The sequence below is a fragment of the Maricaulis maris genome, from assembly GCF_003634045.1.
GTDB classification, from domain to species: domain Bacteria; phylum Pseudomonadota; class Alphaproteobacteria; order Caulobacterales; family Maricaulaceae; genus Maricaulis; species Maricaulis maris.
In genome coordinates, this window is the sequence record NZ_RBIM01000010.1 from 26,087 (window position 1) to 45,401 (window position 19,315).

A 19,315-nucleotide genomic window follows, 5' to 3' on the forward strand; every position below is an offset into this window, starting at 1 on the left:
TAAGCCCGCGGGCGGCGAATTGCAAACTCAGCGCCGCAGCCCGTCACCAAGAATGAGGGCCGTCTCGTCGACGATCGCCTTGGCACCGGGCAGGACGGCGGTGAGGTTGAAATAGCCATGCGGCAGTGCTTTGCCGAGGGCGTAGCTGACCGTATTCCCCGCCGCCAACAACAGGTCACGATACGCTTGCCCCTCATCCAGCAGCGGATCGAGTTCGGCGGCGATGATATGAGCCGGCGGCAGACCGGCCAGGTCGGGGTTGAGCAGGGGCGAAACGCTCAATTCGACGGCCTGCGCCGGATCGGTCAGATAGGCCCGCACGACCTGGTCCAGGGTAAAGCTGGAGAGGAGATGCCCTTCCAGCCATTTCGGCTTGGGCTTGCGGCGCTCAACCAGCTGCAGGAGCGGATAGATAAGGAGCTGGAAACAGATCTGCATGCGCCGCGTCTGGGCCAGGATGGCGGCCAGCCCGCCACCGGCCGAGTCGCCGGCGACCGCGATCCGGTCCGGCAAGGCACCGACCTCGGCAGCCCCCGGGCCGACCAGCCAGTCAAAGGCCGCCAGCGCATCCTCGACCCCGGCAGGCCAGGGATGTTCAGGCGCCAAGCGATAGTCGATCGCCAGCACCCGCATGCCGGACTTCGCCGCCAACCGCCGGCACAGGCTGTCATGGGTCTCCAGATCGCCGATCACATAGCCGCCGCCATGGGTGAAAAACGTGCATGGACCCGGCGCGTCGGCTCCGTTGGGACGGTAGAGCCGGGCCGCGATCTCACCTGTACCGCCCGGCACCGTCAGATCCCGCACCTCGGCCAGATCAGGCGCGCGCACATCCATGTGCGGCGCCGCATTGCGCAGTGCCTCGCGCATGCGCGGCGCCGCCCGGGCTGGTTCGAGCGGGTCTTGCAGACCGAATTTGGTGAGGGCCTCAGGCCAAGCGGGCGCGTCCATGACATCCGGTTAGCACGGGTGCGGGCAACGGCAAACGCGACAATTCGATCAACCGCCGCAAACGCGGGTGTCAGTGAAGCGTCACACCGGCTTCACGATCGAGACGGCCGGCCAGCGCATCTTCCATCACCGAGCGCAGGGCGCGCCAGGCATCGGCGCTTTCCGGCAAGCCCTGACCATCAAGGTCCGTCACCGCCTCGTCGGCATAGCCAATCGCCTGCGCGCCGTGCAGATCGACCATGGTCCAGGCGATCTGGTGGATGTCTTGGGCGGTGATTTGCACATGCACGGTCATTCGGGGGCTCCTGCCGGATGGATGTCTTGCCCTCTTCAAGAGCAAGCGGCAGGCCAGCCTCGCGCCGAATTTTATCTCAATTATTCAACGGGTTGAGTTTTCCACAGACCGGCGCGCCCTGCCCTGCGGTCGAAATTGCCGAGTCGTTCTGTCCGGGTCGGCCTCAGGAGCGCTTGCGGCCGGGCGCATAACCGCCGCCGTCGAGATAGGCGGTCTCGGCCGCGGTCGAGATCCGCCCCAGCGCCTCATTGCGATAGGGGAAACGGCCAAATTGCCGGATCACCTCGCGGTGCTTGATCGCGTGATCGCGCGTACCGGTTCCCGACAGGCGCTCCGTCGCCAGTTCGACGCAGAGATCCTGGTCGTCGAGATTTTCCGAATGCATGTAGGGCATGTAGACGAAGGCCCGGCGCTCATCGGGGATCACCCAGTCATAGCCCTGCTCGATCATCTGGCCAGCCAGATGGCGGGCGATCTCGTCATGGGCAAAGGCGTGCCCCGAACCGCGCCAGATATTGCGGGTGAGCTGGTCGAACTGGATGATCAGGGCAAAGGTGCCCAGCGCCGTATCCTCCCAGGGATGGCCGCGCTCCCACCAGATCTGCGCATTGTGTTCAACCGAGGCGGCAAACCGGCGCCGCACCCGGGCATCAAAAGCCGGCGTCGCGGCGTACCAGCGTTTCGGTCCGGCGGTCTCGAACCAGAAGTCGAGGACATCATCAGCGGTCGGATCGACGATACTCATACCCGCAGTTCCCCGGACTCAATGGCCGCAAAAAGCTCCTTGGTCATAGGCACATAACGCCCTTCGCGGGGATGGTCGAGCAGGACCGGGTCAGCGACCCGAGACGGGTCGAAGCCTTCCTTGACGAGATCGACCTTGCGGAATTTGAATGTGCCTGTGGTGTCGGTCTGCTGCTGCAGGCGCAGGAAGAGCGGGCGCGCATAGCTGGGCAGCGCTGCGTGGACATGGGCGTGCAGGGCATCGAGGTCGAGCTTGCCCGGCTCGGTCACCAGCGCCGCCATGCCGGCCCGTCCGGAATGGCCTGTCACTTCGACCCCGAACACATTGGCTTGCTCAATGCCGTCAAAGGCGAAGGCCTCGGCGACCTCGCCGGTGGCAACATTCTCGGACTTCCAGCGGAAAGTGTCCCCGACCCGGTCGATGAAATAATAATAGCCCAGCTCGTCGCGGGACATGAGATCACCGGTCCGGAACCAGGCATCGCCTTCCTCATAGACGTCGCGCAGCACCTTCTTCTCGGTGTCTTCCTTCGAGCCATAACCGTCGAAACGGAAGCGGGCATCATCCGGATCAATCCGGCCGATGGCCTCGCCGACCTCGCCGGGTTCACAGGGAATGCAGCGACCATTGGTGTCACGCAGCGGCATTTCCGCATCGAGGTCGAACTTGACCAGGTCGATATTGAACCGGTGCTTGAGATAATTCGGCACACGGCCGACGGCTCCGGGCTGGTTATAGGCATTCACCAGGCCGACATTGCCCTCGGTCGAACCATAGAATTCGACAATGTCCTTGAGCGCGAAACGAGCCTGGAAGGCGTCCCAGACATCGCGACGCATGCCGTTGCCGATAGCACAGCGAAGCGTATGGCCGTGCTCCTCGGGCACTTCCGGCGAATTGACGAGGAAACGGCACAACTCGCCGACATACATGAAGAGCGTGGCGCGAAAGCGCTGCACATCGGGCCAGAAGGCCGAGGCGGAAAACCGCGGCCGGATGATCAGTGCGCCGCCGAAGGACAGGGCACAGCCGACGCCGCACAGCCCGCCGGTCGCATGATAGAGCGGCAGCACCATCATCATCCGGTCGTCCGGCTTGGCCTTGGCGATGATGGCGAAGATGTTGAGATAGTACAGCGCCCGCACATGCGTCATCAGCGCTGCCTTGGGCAGGCCGGTCGTGCCGCTGGTGAACATTTTCAGCACCGGTGCTTCCGGCTTCACATCGGCGCGGACCGATGGATCCAGACGCGTGTCGTCCTCGGCATCCAGGGCGGCATCGAGACCCTCCGCGCCGTCCATCGCCCCGTCAAACGACCAGGCCGTGACATCGTCGATCCCGCACGCCTTCGCTGCGCTGTAGGCATCGGCCAGGCTCGACTCGACAATGGCATGCTTGCCCTCGCCGATGGTCAGGCAATGCGCCAGAGAAGCGCCGGTCAGCTGGCTGTTGATCAGCGCGGTCACCACGCCAACCTTGGACAGGCCGAACCAGACCGCGATGTACTCCCAGCGATTGGTCATGAACAGCGACACCGCATCGCCCGGTTTCAGACCGCGGGCCAGCGCCCAGCGGGCGACCCGGTTGGCAAGGGCGTCAAACTGGCGATAGCTGATTTCACCGTCGTCGAGGATCGCCATCGGACGATCCGGAAAACGGTCGACGGTCGCTTCGATATGATCCGGCACGCGCAGGCCGGATCCGGATCCGACCTTGGCCACCTTGCGCAGCACCGACAGCATGCTCGTCACATAGTTGAACTCACGCGCAATCGCGCCCAGCATGCCCATTCGATCGACCTCCCGTATTATTGTTGCGCGTGACGATATGGGTCGTCCCTGCCCGGTCAAGCAAGGGCAGGCGCTCACGCGGCAAGTGTGATCGCATGTTTCAGAAGATTACCGGGATTTGCCGCGTCAAGCGAGGGAGCGGCGCGCGGCCACTGCCTCCGGCCTATCGCCGGCGCATCGTGCCGTCTCGCCCCGTTTCCGACAGCAGCGCCAGGCAAACGGCCAGCAGAGGCAAGTCCTTCAGGAGGAAATGCCCCGTCGCGGCCAGCGCCGGGAACCCGCCCAGATCCGCTGCCCAACTTGCCGGGAAGGTCAGCAGGAAGCTCAGCGTAAGGATGAAGGTCGTGATCGCCAGATACAGGCCCAGGCGAAAGAGCGTGTTGTTGAACCAATAGCCGATCAGGGCGACCACGGTGATCAGTTCGATCATGCCGATCAGGTTGGACACGGTCTGCAGCGGCATCAGGCCCAAAAGCCAGGCAAAGGCCGGACTGGTCTGCACCAGCGGCTCGATCCCGGCGGCCTCGACGGCGGTGAATTTCATGCCGCCGATCCAGCCGAGCACCAGGACAAGACCGAGCCACATCACTGGCTGGCTCCACATCCGCATGTCGGTGTGACGCTGGGCAAACATGCGGGTATTGGCAAAACTCCCGCCCCACAGGGACAGGCCGAGAATGGCGACGTATTTCAGGATGCCCTGTCCCGAGCCGATCGCCGGAAATCCGCCCGCCGCCTCGATCCAGACCGGATTGGTGAGCATGACCGTCAGCGCAATGAAGGCGTACAGCCCGGTCATGGCGAAGCCGATGCGGCGGAAGCTGCCGGACGGGATCGGCGCGCCGACCAGGACGCCGGCGATGATCTGGTAAAGCCCCAGCGTCTTGGCCGCCGAACTCGCCTGGCCTGCCAGGCCGGACAGGAAGGCATGGCCCTCGATCCAGCTGCCGGTAATACCCGTGCCGACAGCGGTGAAATTCATCACCCCGAACCACAGGAACATCACCGCCAAGGCCAGGCGGGCAAACAACAACGCGTTTCCAGGCGACAACAAGATCAGGCCTCCGTCCGGGCTCGAACCGCGAGGCTAGCACCGGGCGAAGCGACTGACGAGAGCCGATTTCAAGGGCTTGATGACGATGCGGTCACGTCGTCATCGCCGCAATGTGTGTCGTGAACCAGACTGGCTTCGCGGAACCGGCCCCACGATACGCTAGTCGTCTTTCGGCGTAACGATACGACCACCATATGATTTGCATCATACTTTCGGCATATGGTATTTTGAGGGAAGGAGATGCCCCATGACCATGATGCGAAAGACGATCACCATCCCCGATGCGATGGAAAGCTGGATCAAGGCGCGCATCGAATCCGGTCTCTATGTCAATGACAGCGAATATATGCGCGATCTGATCCGCCGTGATCAGGAACGCCATGCGGGCGAAGAACAGCTCCGCGGCTTGATTGCCGAAGGGCTGGAAAGCGGAATGAGCAATGCCCGCGCTGCCGACATCAAGAAGCGCGTTGAAGACCGGTTGAAAGCCGATGGCCGCCTATAGGCTTTCGGCAAAGGCTGATGCCGACATTGATGCGATCTACGAATATTCCATCCTGAATTTCGGGTTGGCCACTGCCAGCACCTATATCGACGAGCTTTTTGCGCGTTTTGATCTGCTGGCGGACAACCCCGGATGGGGCAATGACTACACCCATATCGCCCCCGGTCTGCGGCGTTACGAGCACACCCGCCATCCATCTATTACACGCTTCGATACAGGCGATGTGCTGATTATCCGCGTTCTCGGCGGACGGCAGGACCCGGCCCGCCATTTCTAGGCGGATTTTTTGTCGCAGATTGAGGTCAGCACCTCCGGCTCCGGGCCGGACCTCGCTTCATGCGGCACGATCCCCAGCCCCGTCAGTCAGACCGGGCACGGATTTGCGCGGAGCGGAAGCCGTGAAAAAGTGGTGCCCCTGGCCGGAGCAAGACCAGTATTGGCCACTCCGTGAAGCACTGAGTTTTCAGATCGTTACGCCATGCCGGTCCGTGTGGCACACCAACTAACGTTGCTTTCCGTGTACCAGATCCCCGTGACACCGGGCAAGGCAGATCGAATTTTGTTCAGGAACCTGAGCGGCATTGAAGGACCTAACCCTCATCGCCTCTCCCCCCGCCCCCCCTGTGGTACAGTCGGCTATTCGCCGCCGGGCTTGTCTCCGGGTTTATGCCACACCAGTTCCCGCACCTTTTCTTGGGCAATCCCCAACTGTTCCCAGACCTTAATAACGATAGCCTCATCTCTCGTAGCCAAGGGGCAGTTGAGATCTTCCGCCAAATAGTGCGTATCTCTGGAAGCTTCGTTCGCCAACTCGGCAACCGCCCATATTTCCTTAGCAACGTGCTCCGGAAGTATCGCTTGATGCTCGTCCATGAATTTTTCGAGACGCCTCTCCAGCGAGCTCAAACCAAACCGGGCGAAACTCTCCATTGCATCAATAAAGTCATCATGGGAACGGTTCGGAGCGACTTCGCTGACTAGCTTAAGCATGTCCCGCGCAGCCGCCATCTGGAAGGAATAGAGATACTCTTCTCTACGGAGCGAAGCTTTTGCATTCTCAAGCGAACGGTCTAACTCATTCTGCCACTTGTGAAGGTTTCTGGCTGCGAAGTGCGCTACTGCTTGCCGTGCCCCCCAAACCATCGCTGCACCTATCGCGCTGGCGCCACCCAAGAACCCAATGACCGCTGGGAACCAATGCCAATCACCCATATCTTCCTCCAATCGACAATTCTCACCCGATACAGCATCTATTAGCCTTGCCCTAGTGACGCTCCCGGTCGACCGCCGCAGAAGGCGTCACACAAGTCACTCTTGACTTAAGACGCCTCAAGCGTCACAAAGCCTAAATCCTAGTGACGCTGAGGAGTGAAGCATGATCATCGGATACGCAAGGACATCGACCGCCGACCAAGAGGCGGGACTGGAGGCTCAGGTCAGGGACCTTGGGGCCGCTGGGGCTGACAAGGTCTTCTCCGAACAGGTCTCCGCCACGAAGAAGCGGAGCGAGCTGGACAGCGCCATCGACTATCTCCGCGACGACGACGTGCTGGTGGTCACCAAGCTGGACCGTCTTGCCCGATCCATCCGTGACCTCATGGAGATCGTGGAGCGCATCCGGTCAAAGGGGGCGAGCCTGCGTATCCTCGCAATGGACTTGGACACAGGTTCGGCCACCGGCAAGCTGATGCTCGGCATTCTCGGCTCAGTGGCCGAGTTCGAGCGGGAGATCATGCTGGAGCGGCAACGCGAGGGGATCGCCAAGGCGAAAGCCGAGGGCAAATACAAGGGGCGTGCACCGACAGCCCGGCGGAAGGCCGACGACGTCCTGCGGCTGCTTGGAGACGGGCTTACTGAGGCAGCGGTTGGCGAGGCCCTTGGCATCAGCCGGTCCAGCGTGCAGCGCATCAAGCGCGCCGGAGCGGCTTAGCTTGGGGTATCCTCACCATCGGCGCTGGGAGCCAAGGCTAGCTCCGTGAGGCGCGACTTGTACCGACCGTGCCGCTTCAACCGCAGCAAGGCATCGGACAGGGCTGCCATGGTTGCACTGTAGGCTGTTTGGAACTCTTCTCGCCTTCGACGGGCGTTCGACCACACGTGGATGAAGTCCTGCATGCGGTGCTGGTAGCGCGTCACGGCTTCTACTGCATCGATAGACAGGCCCTCAGCGGCAGTCAGCCCTTGTAGGAAGTCAATGCGGCGAACGTACGGTTCCAGCATCCATTCCTCGCGGGCGTCCTGCTCTTTCCACCCAGTGCTAGGGTCCGCCCGGTGTCGGAGCGCTATCTGCGTCTCGACAAGCTCGGTGGCCACACGCCGACCGATCCGGAACCGGGTGCGAAGACGGGTCCAGTACCAACTGAGACTGCCGAACGCAGCCGCAACCAGCAACTCTGGCCAACGGCTCCCAAGGGCGTCCAGCGCCCATTCAAGTATCCCCACGTTCATCCCCCCGAGCGGCTGCGCCCGAGTGCAGCACAGGGGGGCGTCGAGTTCAACGACGTCGAACGACCGCTACCGTGCCGCCGGACCAGCCACCAGCCCACACGCCTCCTCGATGTCGGCTCCAAGAAGCCGCAGCACCCGACCTCGGCTATGGGGATACTTGTGCAGCTCTGTCACCTCCTTGATTGGGATGTTCGCGACACCGACCATCCTCGGCACTTCCCGCACCCAACGCTTGTGGGAACCTGATGCCAGCCGGTGGACGATCTTCGCTGCCTGCACGCGGCGGAACTCGGTGGTCTCGACGGGCTGGGGGTCCGCACCGATCATCCGGTCAACAACAAGCCAAGCCTCCAGCACTTTCAGCGGGTCCACTCCGGCGGCCCTGAGCCTTGCCCACGCCGCTCGTGATCGCTCTTGGGGTGTCATCCCGGCAAGCCTGTAAGCCTCCACATGAGGCCCGGAGCGGTCATACAGGCCCCGGATGCGCTGGAGGGCGTTCTCGACCCAACGGTCCGTGAGGTTCGCCTTCAGCCACCCTCGGACGGCCTTCCTGTGCGGAACCAGCTCCTTGGCCGTGTAGGACCGCTTGTACGGGCTGCCATGGCGCGAGTAGTGATCCGCATGCGTGCGGCAGAAACGCGTGTCGAGGCCCTTGGCCGTGCCAGCGCGCGCCGGGTGTGGGCAGCCGACAACGCGGCAGTAGGAATACATGTGGTTGGGCTGTTTCGCCCTCTCGGAGACTTTCGGTGTTCGGCTAGGCATAGGCAGTGCTCACTCGGACCAACGCGTCGTGACTAACGCTGCTCGGGCCAGCAGGCCAGCCGACGCAGTAGCATCCTGTGGAAACACACTGCGGAGGCTCGACACGGGCGAAACAACCGGGCGATCTATCTGCCAAAAGGTAGAGGGCTTCCAATATGCTAGACGACGACAGCCAACCCATCGACATAACGTCCGCTTTGGAGCTTCTGGACCGGCACAAGCAAGCTGGCGGCTCTCCCGCTCCGACGGTTGTAGACGGCCATCTCCCTCACTCCACCATTGATGTCCTACCGGCTGCCTTCCAACCCCGGACGCTGGGTGATGACACTGTTGACCCTTACCACGCCGAGGAACTCCGGAAGGTCTTGGAGAGACGCGGGGAGAAGGCCCTCGATCCCATCCTCGTGTACTGGTCCGGCCAATCATGGTTCGTCGTGGACGGGCACCACCGTTTGGCAGCCTACAGAAGTTCGGAACAATGGCGCGACAGGAGCATTCCAGTCGAAACCTTCGAAGGCTCCGCGCTTCAAGCCGTATCGGAGGCCACGGAGCGGAACGTCAAGACCACGCTGTCGCTCATGAAGACTGACAAGTCGACAGCCGGTTGGCGTCTGGTCTGCCTGACTGACCTTAAGGTCAGAGAGGTTATGGCCAAGGCCGACTTGAGCCAGTCTCAGGTCAAGAAGATGCGGAGCCGCCTGCGCGAGTTGCTCGCCAGATTTCCCGACAAGTTCACGAAGCAAAGCCTGTCGACGTACCCTTGGCAGCAGGTCCTTCAAGCATCCTTCGGCGGCCCTGAAGAAAGCGTCGAGATTGATGAAGACTGGGTGACCAAGCGGGCCCACGACTTCCACGCCCGATTGCGGAGGAACTTCAGCGACAAGCTGGAGAAGAACCCGGACGCCTTCGCCATGGCGATCCGGATGCTCCACAACGGGTTGCCGTCAATGCTGATGGAAAGCCCGGACTGGGAAGAGGACCGGAACAGCAAGCTGGATGCTTGGACAGACGAGCGGGACAACGGGTACGACTTCTAGCCTCCGGAGGGTCATTCCTTAGAGGGCCATAATGGCCCTACCGACCACCGCCGGACCTGATTAAGCCGAGCACTTCTAGCAGCGCCGCGACACAAGATACCGTAGCGATGACCGCTGGCGCGGAGAGCTCCAGCACGAAACCGCGCAAGGCAAAGCATAACAGGAACGCGACTGTTGGCAGCGCCAAGAGTAGCCCCGCCGACGCCCTTGCCCATCGGGAAGTTTTCCCCCGTAGCCAGTTTTTTGCGCGGTTCTGCCCTCGATGACCAACGTAAAGGGCGGCTACACCGCTGATCAGCGCTGCCATTGGACCGCCTTCACCGCCGCCAACAAAGACAGCGGCCGACACCGCAGCCACAACGAAGACACCAGCGCCTACCACAATCAGATAGCCCTTCAGCCATCCACCTTCCGTATTAATGGACCTACCCATCCGCATAAACCTCACGCCCGGCCCCGCCATACGCCTCGTACACGTGCGTGTAGGCCAGCTCGCACTTGGCGCTGTAGATCTCGTCCGTGAACGGGGCCTCGGGGAGCGCTTTCCCCAGCGTGCGGTTGATCAGGGACCGCACGGCGGACCGGGTCTGCTGGCGCTTCCACCAGTCGAGCACCAGCTTGTCCGACTTCAGCTTGGCGAGGAGGTCCTTGGCCACGGCCTTGACCTGATCGCGTTCCTTGTCCGTCAGCACCGGCTCGGGCTGGGTAAGGATGTCGAAGATGGCCAGCTCTTCCTCGGTCAGCCCTTCCCGCATCGACCGGCTCTCTTCGTCGGTCAGCTCCTTGGCAAACTTCACGAGGTCTTCGAACCAGCTCTCGATGTTCTGGGAGCCGGAGTTGTACCGTTCGATCATGGCCTCCAGTTTCTTGACGAGATCGAGCCGGGACTTGTTGAGCTTGGCCATGGCCTGGACCTTGCGCTCCAGCAGCGCCCGAAGGCGCTCGGCTTCACTGCGCTTGCGGCCGCCCTCGAACGTCTCGCGCAGAGCGTCGAAGTCGACCTGAGACAGGTCTAGCAGCGGTTGCTCGCCCTGAGCCTTGAGGCGGTAATCCTCGGCCGAAATCGTCTCGTCGAGCAAGGCCTCGATCTGGCCCATCACGGCATCGACATCCGGTCGCGTTGCCTCCGCCCGCAGACGTTTGACCAGCGCCGACAGGAGCGATCCCATGGGCGCGAAAGGCGCGGCCCGCTCGTCGGGCAGGATCGCCTTGTAGACCCGGATGACATCCAGTGCCGCCCGCATGAAGCCGCCACGGACATCCTCGGGAGAGACAACAGCATCATAGGCCGCGCCGAAGGCTTCCAGACGCTGGGGCGAACCCGGCGCCGAAGCGAGCACACCATCGAGGTCGGCACCGTGCTCACGGCAATACTCCCGTATCTCGTCGAGCAGGACGGCCAGATGGGCGAGCAGTTCTGCCTTGTCGACAATCGGGCTGTCGCAGCCACCGGTTGGCTGGCCATAGATCGCCAAGGCCTGCTGCAGGTTCCGGAACACGCCGACATAATCGACGATGAAACCCGCCTGCTTGTCGTTCAGCGTCCGGTTCGCCCGCGCGATGGTCTGCATCAGGGTGTGGTTGCGCATCGGCTTGTCGAGATAGACCGTCGAGATCGAGGGCGCATCAAAGCCGGTGATCCACATCGCGCAGACGAAGACGAGGCGCAACGGATCGCCCGGGTCCTTGAACTTCTCGTCCAGCTTCTCGTCTCGCATCCGCAGCCGGTGCGGCACGATGTCGAGCCCCTTCTTGGCCAGTTCGGCGGCCTCGTTCTGGGCCGAGGAGACGACCACGGCCATGTCGGTGCCTTCCAGCACCTCAAGCTCGCCCTCGAGAGCCTCGACCTCTTCGGGGAGCCCGCCTGCACGGGCCGCAGCAAGACGCTCGGAGACAGCAGCGGACCGCTCCGTCCAAGCCGCCTGCACATAGTCGTACATCCGCACGGCGGTGGCCTTGTCGATGCAGACCATCATCGCCTTGTCGCGCTTGGAGCGGCCGAGGAAGTGTTCGACGAGATCGGCGGCAATCGTTCTGAGCCGGTCCGGCCGGGTGATCAGGTGGTAGTCCCGACCCAGCTTGCGTTCGAGCTCCTTCTCCTGATCCTCATCCAGCTCGGCCGCCTCAAGGATACCCTGCACCTCGTCATTGAAAGCCGACTGGTCGAGTTGAAGCTCGGGGATGCGGTTCTCATAGTAGAGCGGAACCGTCGCGCCGTCCTCGATGGACTGGGTGAAGTTGTAGATCGAGACGTAGTCGCCAAAGACGCCCTTGGTCAGCTCCTCGCCCGCCATCAGCGGCGTGCCGGTGAAGCCGAGGAAGGCGGCATTGGGCAGCGCGCGGCGCATGTTCAGCGCCAGCGTGTCGTACTGGCTGCGATGGGCCTCGTCGGTGATGACGATGATGTCGTCGCGCTCGGAGAGCACCGGGTGGAGCTCGCCGGCCTTGGTCTGGAATTTGTGGATCAGGGTGAAGACGAAGCGATGATCCTCCCGCAGGAGCTGGCGCAGCTCGGCCACGCTGCCCGCATGCGCTTCGCTCTCGGTGACGAGACCACAGGCCGCGAAGGTCTTGTAAATCTGCTCGTCCAGCTCGGTCCGGTCGGTGACGATCACGAAGGTCCAGCTGCCCGGCATCTTGCGCAGCACCTTGCCCGCGAAGAAGGCCATGGAGAGCGACTTGCCCGAGCCTTGAGTATGCCAGAAGACGCCCAGCTGCCGATTGGCTTCGTCCAGCCCGGCCACGGCCTCGACCGCGTTGTTGACGCCGAGATACTGGTGGTTCTTGGCCACTTTCTTGACCAGACCGCCCCGGTCGGTCTCGAAGACGGTGAAGTTCTCGATCAGGTCCAGCAGGCGCTCCGGCGTCGCCACGCCCCGGATCAATCGCTCAAGACTGACCTTGGGTGCCTCCTCCTCACTGTCCACCTTCTTCCATTCGTAGAAGTGGGACCATGAGGCAAAGGCCGAGCCCAGCTTGGCATGGGTGCCATTGGTCAGGACCGCGATGGCGTTCGGCGTGAGCAGCTGGGGGATGTCGGTGCGATAGGCCGTCAGATTGTCGTCGAAGGCCTTCTTCAGGCTCTCGTGCGGGGCCTTCAGCTCCATGAACAAGAGGGGCAGCCCGTTGACGAAGCCGATCACGTCAGCGCGCCGGTTGTAGAGTTCGCCCTTCACCCAGAACTCGGTCGCGGCGAAGAAGTGGTTCGCCCGGGGTTCCGACCAGTCAATGACCCGCACCGTGCGGGTCTCAAAGCCGCCGCCCGTCGCCGGGACCTCCACCTTCACCCCGTTCTTCAAGAGCGCATGGAAGGCCTGCGCCGCATCCACGGGCGGCATGGCGCGCCGGTCTTCGGTGAGGGCCTCGATGGCCTTCTCGATGCCGGTCTCGGGCAGATCGGGGTTGAGCTGGATCAAGGCAGGCCGCAAGCGGTCCACCAGCACCACATCCCGCATCGAGCGGCGGCCTTGCGAGGACGTCTCGCCCGCCCATTCATGCATCAGATCGTCCTGATCCTCCCAGCCCGCAGCGGCGAGCAGGTCCATGGTCGCTTTCTTGACGAGATCATCCTCCGCGAACCCGCCATGGCCGAGCCTGGCTGAGGCTTCCGGATAGTGGATGTCATCGTCGCCCGGGGTCATGCGTCGTCGCTCGTGTCATCCGGCAGGCCAGCGCCCAGATCAATGTCGGCGACCGCCGCCCGGAAGGTCCGGTCGAATGCCTCCAGATGCTGGCGGTACCATTTTGCCAAGTCAGGCCATGCCGACTGGTCGGTGATGTCCACTTCCCGGTCAATGCGAACACGCCAAGCCGCGCGCTCTTCCATGCGATCCCAGCGCAAGGGCTGGCCAAAGGCATCCTCGAAAGCGGCCTTGCCTTCGAGCAATTGGTCGAACCCCGTCTTGGACGGGTCACGGTGGCAATAGAGCTCCACGGCGGCCGACCGGTCGCGAACGCTGGCGATTGCCGTCAGCTGGAAACCTGCCCGACCAATGGGGTAGGACATCCATGTCTGCGGTAAGGGTTGACGACGGCGAAAGCCGGTCCAATGCTCCATCAACTGGTCGTTGAGGACACCCCACAGCGCCTTGTAGGTCTCCTGCGTGTCCGTCAGAGCCGTGCTGGATATCTGCTTGCTGCGGGCCGACACATGGCGGGTCCATTCGTTCGGCTGGGCGACGACATGATAGTGCGGCGCGGCCGGGCCTCCGCTGATCCGGAACAGCTCCAGCTCGACCGCGAAGAAGGCAAAGTCCGACGGCGTATGCGCGTTGAGCCAGTCAATCGCGGCGCGGTGCTCCTCGCGCACCTTGGTGGAAATCCACACGACACGGGCAGGCTCATCCAGTCCGGCAAGATAGGTGAGGATCTGCCCCAGATGGGTATGGTCGGTCTGGGCCAGTTGGTTCTCGATCAGGATCAGCCCTTCGCGATCCCGCGCGATGATGTCGGCCGAGAAGTCACCGACAGCCGCCTCGGTCGCTTCCACCCCGGCCTCGAAGAAATGCAGGGCATCGGCCAGCGCCTGAAAGTTCTCGTCCTCGGCCAGCCATCGGGTGAAATCGAGCGCTTCATGCGGCCACGCCTTGCGCACGTCCACGCGCTCGATCTGGCTCAAGGGGAGATCAGGCATGGGCGAGGTCCTTCTGCGGGAGATCGATCTCGGAGACGTCCAGCTTGCCGGAGACAAGGCGCGGCAGGAGGAGGTCACGCTGGGCGCGGAGGTTGGTGTTTTGGAGGTTGAGGGTCTGAGCAAGCTCGTACAACGGCGCTACCGCCGCAGAATAGGCCCCCATGATCGCGTCAGGCGCGACTACTGCATCACGTGTCAGCGCGTACTCTCGATTTAGGCCGGGAACAGCCGCGTCGTTGCTCTCGAAAGAGTAAGTCCGAAGAAGTTGATGCACATACAGAAGCGGCTTTTCTGTCTCAACGAAGTACGCCGTATCAATCGGGTAGAAGTCTGTCGTCGACAGGAACACTGATCCGACGTTCCCTTTCCTGCCAACAACCAACCCTGGACCTGTCACTAGCGCAGTATCATGCGATCCGACAACGCCGCTTGAGCCATAAACGGGAACAGGACCGCCATTTCTGTCGGTCGCCTTGAGCGCCTTGCCGTACCTCAGCGAAAGGACGTCCCCAAGCTTGCCATGCGACCACCCATAAGGCCGCGTCCCATCCCCACCCGGGAAGCGGTAGCGCACGAACCACTCCTCATAGGTCCGCCGGGTCATCTCTTCGAGGATCGCGATCCGGCGCGTGTTGACCTCGATGAGATCGTCATAGGCCGACAGGATCGCCGCGATGCGCTTCTGGATGGGGAGTGGGGGGAGGTCGATTTCGAAGCTGGGGAAGTTCGTCAGCGGAATGCGATCTACCGTCGAGCCACTGAGAATGTTCGCGCCAATAGTTGCCCGCCAACGGGGACCAAAGAAGGCGTAGTAGAGGTATTTGCCATGGGCCTTAGTTTCATCAGGGCGTATCAGTGCCATCCGGCGGCCAAGGCAACCACGGAAGCCCTCTGGGATTACCGCATAACGATTTAGGGTCGCCTCGTATGTGAACACGATGTCACCCGCCCTCGGTAGCACGCGCTTTGTCCATCTAGGAAACTCATCTTCACTGATGTGGCGCACATTGTTGAGATCAAGAAAGCCATCTTCGGACACATTCTTGATGCCAAGGAAAATTGGGCCAGCATCGCACGGCTTAGGGGTCGCGTGCGGGCCGTCGTAGAGGCCAGCTATCACCTCACCAATGGGCGTTGGCGTCCAGTTCGCGACCGTCACTTCTGACACCCGACTGTCTCTAGGTTGTTTTCGATCTCGGCCGCTAGAGCCACCGCAGAAACATTAAGCTCACCGAACTCGGTGAAGAGCTCGGCCATCCGAACCGCGAACTCAACCTCGTCATCCTCACCCTCGGCCGCGCCGACATAGCGCCCCGGGTTGAGTGACCAGCCCTGCGCCTCGATCTCGGCCCAGCTGGCGGCCTTGCACAGGCCCGGCACGTCGGCATAGCCCTCCAACAGCCCCTGCTCGGCCAGCATCGCATCGCTCTTGCGGAACAGCATCAGGTCTTCGCCGCGCCATTGGCGAACAATGTTGGAGAGGAATTCAACCTGCTGCGGCGTGAACTCGCGGTGCGCCCGGTCGATCTGGCGGAAGGTGTGGCGGGCATCGATGAAGAGGACCTGATCGGCCCGGGGGCCTTTCGACTTGGCCCGGTCGAAGAACCACAGCGTACAGGGCAGCGTCACCGTCAGGAACATGTTCGGCCCGACCGAGACGATGACATCGACATCGCCGCTCTCGATCAGCTTCTTCCTGATCTCCATCTCGCTGCCCCGGGCGTCGCCTGCCGAGTTGGCCATGACGAAGCCCGCCCGGCCGGTCTCGTTAAGGGCCGAGTGGAAGAGGCTGATCCAGATATAGTTGGCATTATTGGTCGAGGGCAGGCCGAAGGGGAAGCGGGCATCCTTCTCCAGCCGGGCCAGATCAACCTCCTTCACGTTGAAGGGCGGGTTGGCCATGACAAAGTCAAAGCCCCCGGCCTCGGCCACACGCGGGAAGAGTTCCTGGTGCCGGTCATAGAAGCTGTTCGCGACCCGCACATCACCGGAAAGGCCGTGGACGGCAAGGTTCATCTTGTTGAAGTTGACCGTGACCGGGTCTTTCTCGACCCCGAACACGCTGATCTCGCTGGACGCCGCCTTGCCCGCCCGCTCGACGAACTGGGCCGAGTGCACGAACATGCCGCCGGACCCGCAGGCCGGGTCGAAGATGCGGCCATGGAAGGGCTCGACGATCTCCACGATCAGGTCGACAAGGCTCTCCGGCGTGTAGAACACCCCGCCCTTCTGCCCTTCCGCCATGGCCAGCTTGCCAAGGAAGAACTCGTAGACCTGCCCGAAGGCATCGCCGGAGAGCTGGACCGGCGCGAGGATGCGCAGCAGCTCGACCAGCGTCTGGTTGGGTATCTCGGTGAAGGAGCGCGGCAAGGCCCCCGCAAGGTCCTCATTCTCGGCCTCGATGGCCTTCATCGCATCGTTCAGCGCCTGCCCCAGATCGGCCCCTTCCGGCAGCGCCACCAGATGGCCATAACGGGCCTCGGGCGGCAGGAAGATCACCCCCTGCGCCTGATAGTCCACCTTGGTCGCCGCCCCGCGCCCGCTCCCCACAGGCCCCAGCTCGGCCTCGGCCGCCGTGTAGATCGTGTCGGCATACCGCAAGAAGATCAGCCCGAGCACAGGCGAAGAAAACTGCGACGGCCGCAACCCCGTATTCGCCCAAAGCTGATTGGCGGCCGCCCAGAGACGGCTGGCTACTTCACTGTCGACCATGTGGTTGATCTTTCCCCTCTATATGTCTCTGATTACGTTAACGTGTGAGCATCGCCCACGACAAGCGCGGGAAGCGGAGGAGAAGAAGTTGACGGGGACCATTCTGACACCGGGGCTGAAGCCCGGAACGCGGCTGTACCGAACTCTACCACTTTCGCGCCTGTACGAGCTATTCGACAATCGAGAGAACGTTCTGGTCAGACCCAAACTCTGGGATGACCCGTTTGAGAACTTGGCGCTTACGTCCCCTGTCGAAATTGACGGGAAGATCGGTGAATTTGGTTTTCACCAAGACTACTATGGTCAGTGCTGGACAACGCAGAGCATTTCGGATGCGATTTGGAGGATATATTCGTCTGATAAGAAAGGCGTCCGGATACGGTCGACAGTCGGCAAGGTGCTTGGGGGGCTTTCGAAAGGGAAGGACCCAAATCTGGCTCGAATTCAGTGCTTCATTGGCAAGGTGCGCTACCTAACCGAAAAGCAGTTGGTGCAGTTCGCGGCCACCCACTTCGCCGGTGGGCTGGCTTTGGAGACAGACGGCAAGCTGATAGCGGACACCCTGCTCGTGAAACGCAAAGCGTTCAAGCATGAGGGCGAAGTCAGGCTTATATACGCGGCAACCTATGGAACTGAAAAGAATGCCGATCTGTTGCGATATGATATCGATCCCGATGCGATGATCGATCAAGTCATGCTGCACCCTCAGCTTGAGGATGCAGCGGCCGCAGAAATGAAGGAAGAGATACAGAGCCGAACAGAATTCAGGGGACCTATCCTTCACTCGCAGCTCTACAGTCGGCCGAAGGGCTTCAAGTTCATTATCGGCCCCTGACGAGCTCCCCTTCCTGATAATTCCCCGGATCAACCTTCCCCAGATACGGCAACGCCTTCTTTACGGCCGCCTGTAGCCGCTCCATGGGGGGCTTTGACGCGCCATAGCGATCCGTCATCGACCTCTCTCCATGCCCCATCAAGTAACGCTGCAAGTCTTCACCGACCCCCGCCTCCCGCATGGCCTGTTCGAAGGTGTGACGGAAGGAGTATGTGACGAGCCGCTTCGACTTCGGGACGCCCGCCGCCCGGATCACCTGGTTCAACCTCTGGGACAGGGCATTCACGCTGCGTGCCCGCTCCGAGAACACTGGTCCGGACTGCGCCTTGTCGTCACCTCGCCAACTCCTGAGCGCGGCCAAGGCGTCGCCAACAAGTGGGAAGTCCCGAGGTCGGCTCTTGGTCTTCAAGCGACGAAGACTGTTTGGCCGTATCTTGATGTGGGGCGCATCACTGTCCAGATCCACATCGATCCACTCCAAGCCCGAAATCTCGCCGGGCGCGGCCGTGGTGCCCCTAAGCAGGCGGAGCAGGACAGCGGTCTCCATCTTGATCGCACTCTTGCGGATGTGCCGTTCAATCAGTTCGAGATGTGACGTGTGGAACGGCACTCGGTCGGTCACGCCGCCACTCGTCGTATCCGGCAACTTCTGATCCGCGAAGGGGTTGTTATGTGTCAGCTCAAGGTCCTCAATCGCCCGGTTCACGATTGCGGTCAGCGACGACAGCCTACGCCGGATGGTTACATAACTCTGGCCTCGCACATTGGCGAGATGTGTGATCCATCGCCGGACGTCCTTGCGCCTGATCGCCCCAAGCGGAGTGTCGCCAGCAAACTCGACCCACTGCTGCACCGCGACCCGTTCGGCTTGTTTCATCTCACCGTTCTTGTGGTGCTTGCGGTAATTCTCAGCCGCCATGTCGACGGTGCAAGGCACCTCAACGAGGTCGCCGGTCCGCAGCGTCTCCAGACGCATCCACTCGTCCTGAGTATAGTCGGACCGCGTGAGGTCTTCCTCGTGATTGCGTTTCGCGCGCTTGAGGACCCGGTTGATGAGCGCCTCCAGCTCCCTGTCGAAGAGAGACCACTCCCCCGGCTCCGACCGGCGACCAAGGCCGTCCTTGAGAAACTCATTGCGCTTGGCCCACTCAAACGCGGCCTCGGATGCTTCCACAGCCGAGAGCCCAGACGCGAGCTCACGCTCGGCATCCCGGATCATCCGGTCGGTCTCACGCGTCAAACGGTTGATCTCAGGGATCGCATCGACCTCGCTGCCAACGCGCAGCCGCAGCGAAACCTTCCACTCACGCTGACCGATAATTGACCGGAGTTCGTCCCGCACCCTTCGCCGAAAGTAGAGCTGCCCATTACGCTTGAACAAGAACATCACTTCAACCCACACGACTTCGCACTCCCGTGTACCAACGGGTGTACCAGATACAAGTCCAAAGCGTCGTAAGATGCTGAAAAATATGGCCACATCTCTGTGGACTATGGTGCCCCTGGCCCGACTCGAACGGGCACTTCCGAAGAAAACGGATTTTGAAT

18 protein-coding genes are annotated in these 19,315 nt (G+C 62.0%); 5 read left to right on the forward strand and 13 right to left on the reverse strand.

The annotated features are described in order from the left end of the window. Window positions 1–27 precede the first annotated feature (27 nt). The 5 genes from C7435_RS16660 to C7435_RS16680 form a co-directional block, all read right to left on the reverse strand. A complete protein-coding gene (locus C7435_RS16660) occupies window positions 28–951 on the reverse strand; it encodes an alpha/beta hydrolase (RefSeq protein ID WP_121212556.1) in 924 nt (307 codons plus the stop codon). 70 nt (window positions 952–1,021) lie between these two features. Further along, window positions 1,022–1,246 carry a hypothetical protein gene (locus tag C7435_RS16665; RefSeq protein WP_075191309.1) on the reverse strand — a complete coding sequence of 75 codons (225 nt, stop codon included), beginning with the start codon at window positions 1,244–1,246 and terminating at the stop codon, window positions 1,022–1,024. 163 nt (window positions 1,247–1,409) lie between these two features. Next, on the reverse strand, window positions 1,410–1,991 hold the full coding sequence (locus C7435_RS16670; RefSeq protein WP_121212557.1) for a DUF924 family protein: 582 nt from the start codon (window positions 1,989–1,991) through the stop codon (window positions 1,410–1,412). After that, entirely contained in the window at window positions 1,988–3,781 is a 1,794-nt protein-coding gene (locus C7435_RS16675; protein ID WP_121212558.1) for a long-chain-acyl-CoA synthetase, read from the reverse strand. Before C7435_RS16675 ends, C7435_RS16670 begins: the two co-directional genes overlap by 4 nt. 163 nt (window positions 3,782–3,944) lie before the next feature. Next, window positions 3,945–4,835: a DUF417 family protein gene (locus C7435_RS16680; RefSeq protein ID WP_147422743.1), complete on the reverse strand. Its 891-nt coding sequence runs from the start codon at window positions 4,833–4,835 to the stop codon at window positions 3,945–3,947. Window positions 4,836–5,082: 247 nt separating this feature from the next. Between C7435_RS16680 and C7435_RS16685 the strand changes: the two genes are divergently transcribed. Together C7435_RS16685 and C7435_RS16690 are read left to right on the forward strand one after the other, a co-directional pair. After that, window positions 5,083–5,340: a type II toxin-antitoxin system ParD family antitoxin gene (locus C7435_RS16685; protein WP_121212560.1), complete on the forward strand. Its 258-nt coding sequence runs from the start codon at window positions 5,083–5,085 to the stop codon at window positions 5,338–5,340. Then, the gene (locus C7435_RS16690; RefSeq protein WP_121212561.1) at window positions 5,327–5,617 is read left to right on the forward strand and encodes a type II toxin-antitoxin system RelE/ParE family toxin; all 291 of its coding nucleotides are present in this window, start codon (window positions 5,327–5,329) and stop codon (window positions 5,615–5,617) included. The genes C7435_RS16685 and C7435_RS16690 overlap by 14 nt, the downstream gene beginning before the upstream one ends. 359 nt (window positions 5,618–5,976) lie before the next feature. Here C7435_RS16690 and C7435_RS16695 read toward each other — a convergent pair whose 3' ends face one another. After that, window positions 5,977–6,552: a hypothetical protein gene (locus C7435_RS16695; RefSeq protein WP_121212562.1), complete on the reverse strand. Its 576-nt coding sequence runs from the start codon at window positions 6,550–6,552 to the stop codon at window positions 5,977–5,979. A 163-nt stretch (window positions 6,553–6,715) separates the two neighbouring features. On the opposite strand from C7435_RS16695, the gene C7435_RS16700 reads away from it, so the two are divergent. After that, window positions 6,716–7,270, forward strand: coding sequence for a recombinase family protein (locus C7435_RS16700; RefSeq protein WP_121212563.1), 555 nt, complete (start codon window positions 6,716–6,718; stop codon window positions 7,268–7,270). On the opposite strand, the gene C7435_RS17060 is transcribed toward C7435_RS16700, so the two are convergent. Together C7435_RS17060 and C7435_RS16710 are read right to left on the reverse strand one after the other, a co-directional pair. After that, window positions 7,267–7,560, reverse strand: coding sequence for a hypothetical protein (locus C7435_RS17060; protein WP_147422744.1), 294 nt, complete (start codon window positions 7,558–7,560; stop codon window positions 7,267–7,269). The genes C7435_RS16700 and C7435_RS17060 overlap by 4 nt on opposite strands. Before the next feature lie 294 nt (window positions 7,561–7,854). Continuing rightward, window positions 7,855–8,499: a hypothetical protein gene (locus C7435_RS16710; protein ID WP_121212565.1), complete on the reverse strand. Its 645-nt coding sequence runs from the start codon at window positions 8,497–8,499 to the stop codon at window positions 7,855–7,857. A 206-nt stretch (window positions 8,500–8,705) separates the two neighbouring features. On the opposite strand from C7435_RS16710, the gene C7435_RS16715 reads away from it, so the two are divergent. Next, window positions 8,706–9,587 carry a hypothetical protein gene (locus C7435_RS16715; protein WP_121212566.1) on the forward strand — a complete coding sequence of 294 codons (882 nt, stop codon included), beginning with the start codon at window positions 8,706–8,708 and terminating at the stop codon, window positions 9,585–9,587. 425 nt (window positions 9,588–10,012) lie between these two features. On the opposite strand, the gene C7435_RS16725 is transcribed toward C7435_RS16715, so the two are convergent. The 4 genes from C7435_RS16725 to C7435_RS16740 are packed head-to-tail and all read right to left on the reverse strand — an operon-like array spanning window position 10,013 to window position 16,932. Continuing rightward, the gene (locus C7435_RS16725) at window positions 10,013–13,228 is read right to left on the reverse strand and encodes a type I restriction endonuclease subunit R (RefSeq protein WP_121212568.1); all 3,216 of its coding nucleotides are present in this window, start codon (window positions 13,226–13,228) and stop codon (window positions 10,013–10,015) included. Continuing rightward, window positions 13,225–14,220, reverse strand: a complete 996-nt coding sequence (locus C7435_RS16730) for a DUF4268 domain-containing protein (protein WP_121212569.1) — start codon at window positions 14,218–14,220, stop codon at window positions 13,225–13,227. Before C7435_RS16730 ends, C7435_RS16725 begins: the two co-directional genes overlap by 4 nt. After that, entirely contained in the window at window positions 14,213–15,388 is a 1,176-nt protein-coding gene (locus tag C7435_RS16735; protein WP_121212570.1) for a restriction endonuclease subunit S, read from the reverse strand. Before C7435_RS16735 ends, C7435_RS16730 begins: the two co-directional genes overlap by 8 nt. After that, window positions 15,376–16,932, reverse strand: coding sequence for a type I restriction-modification system subunit M (locus C7435_RS16740; RefSeq protein WP_121212571.1), 1,557 nt, complete (start codon window positions 16,930–16,932; stop codon window positions 15,376–15,378). Before C7435_RS16740 ends, C7435_RS16735 begins: the two co-directional genes overlap by 13 nt. An 88-nt stretch (window positions 16,933–17,020) precedes the next feature. Between C7435_RS16740 and C7435_RS16745 the strand changes: the two genes are divergently transcribed. Beyond that, entirely contained in the window at window positions 17,021–17,767 is a 747-nt protein-coding gene (locus tag C7435_RS16745; RefSeq protein ID WP_147422745.1) for a DUF2971 domain-containing protein, read from the forward strand. Here the strand turns inward: C7435_RS16745 and C7435_RS16750 are convergent. Then, window positions 17,754–19,169: a site-specific integrase gene (locus C7435_RS16750; protein WP_147422746.1), complete on the reverse strand. Its 1,416-nt coding sequence runs from the start codon at window positions 19,167–19,169 to the stop codon at window positions 17,754–17,756. The genes C7435_RS16745 and C7435_RS16750 overlap by 14 nt on opposite strands. Window positions 19,170–19,315 lie beyond the last annotated feature (146 nt).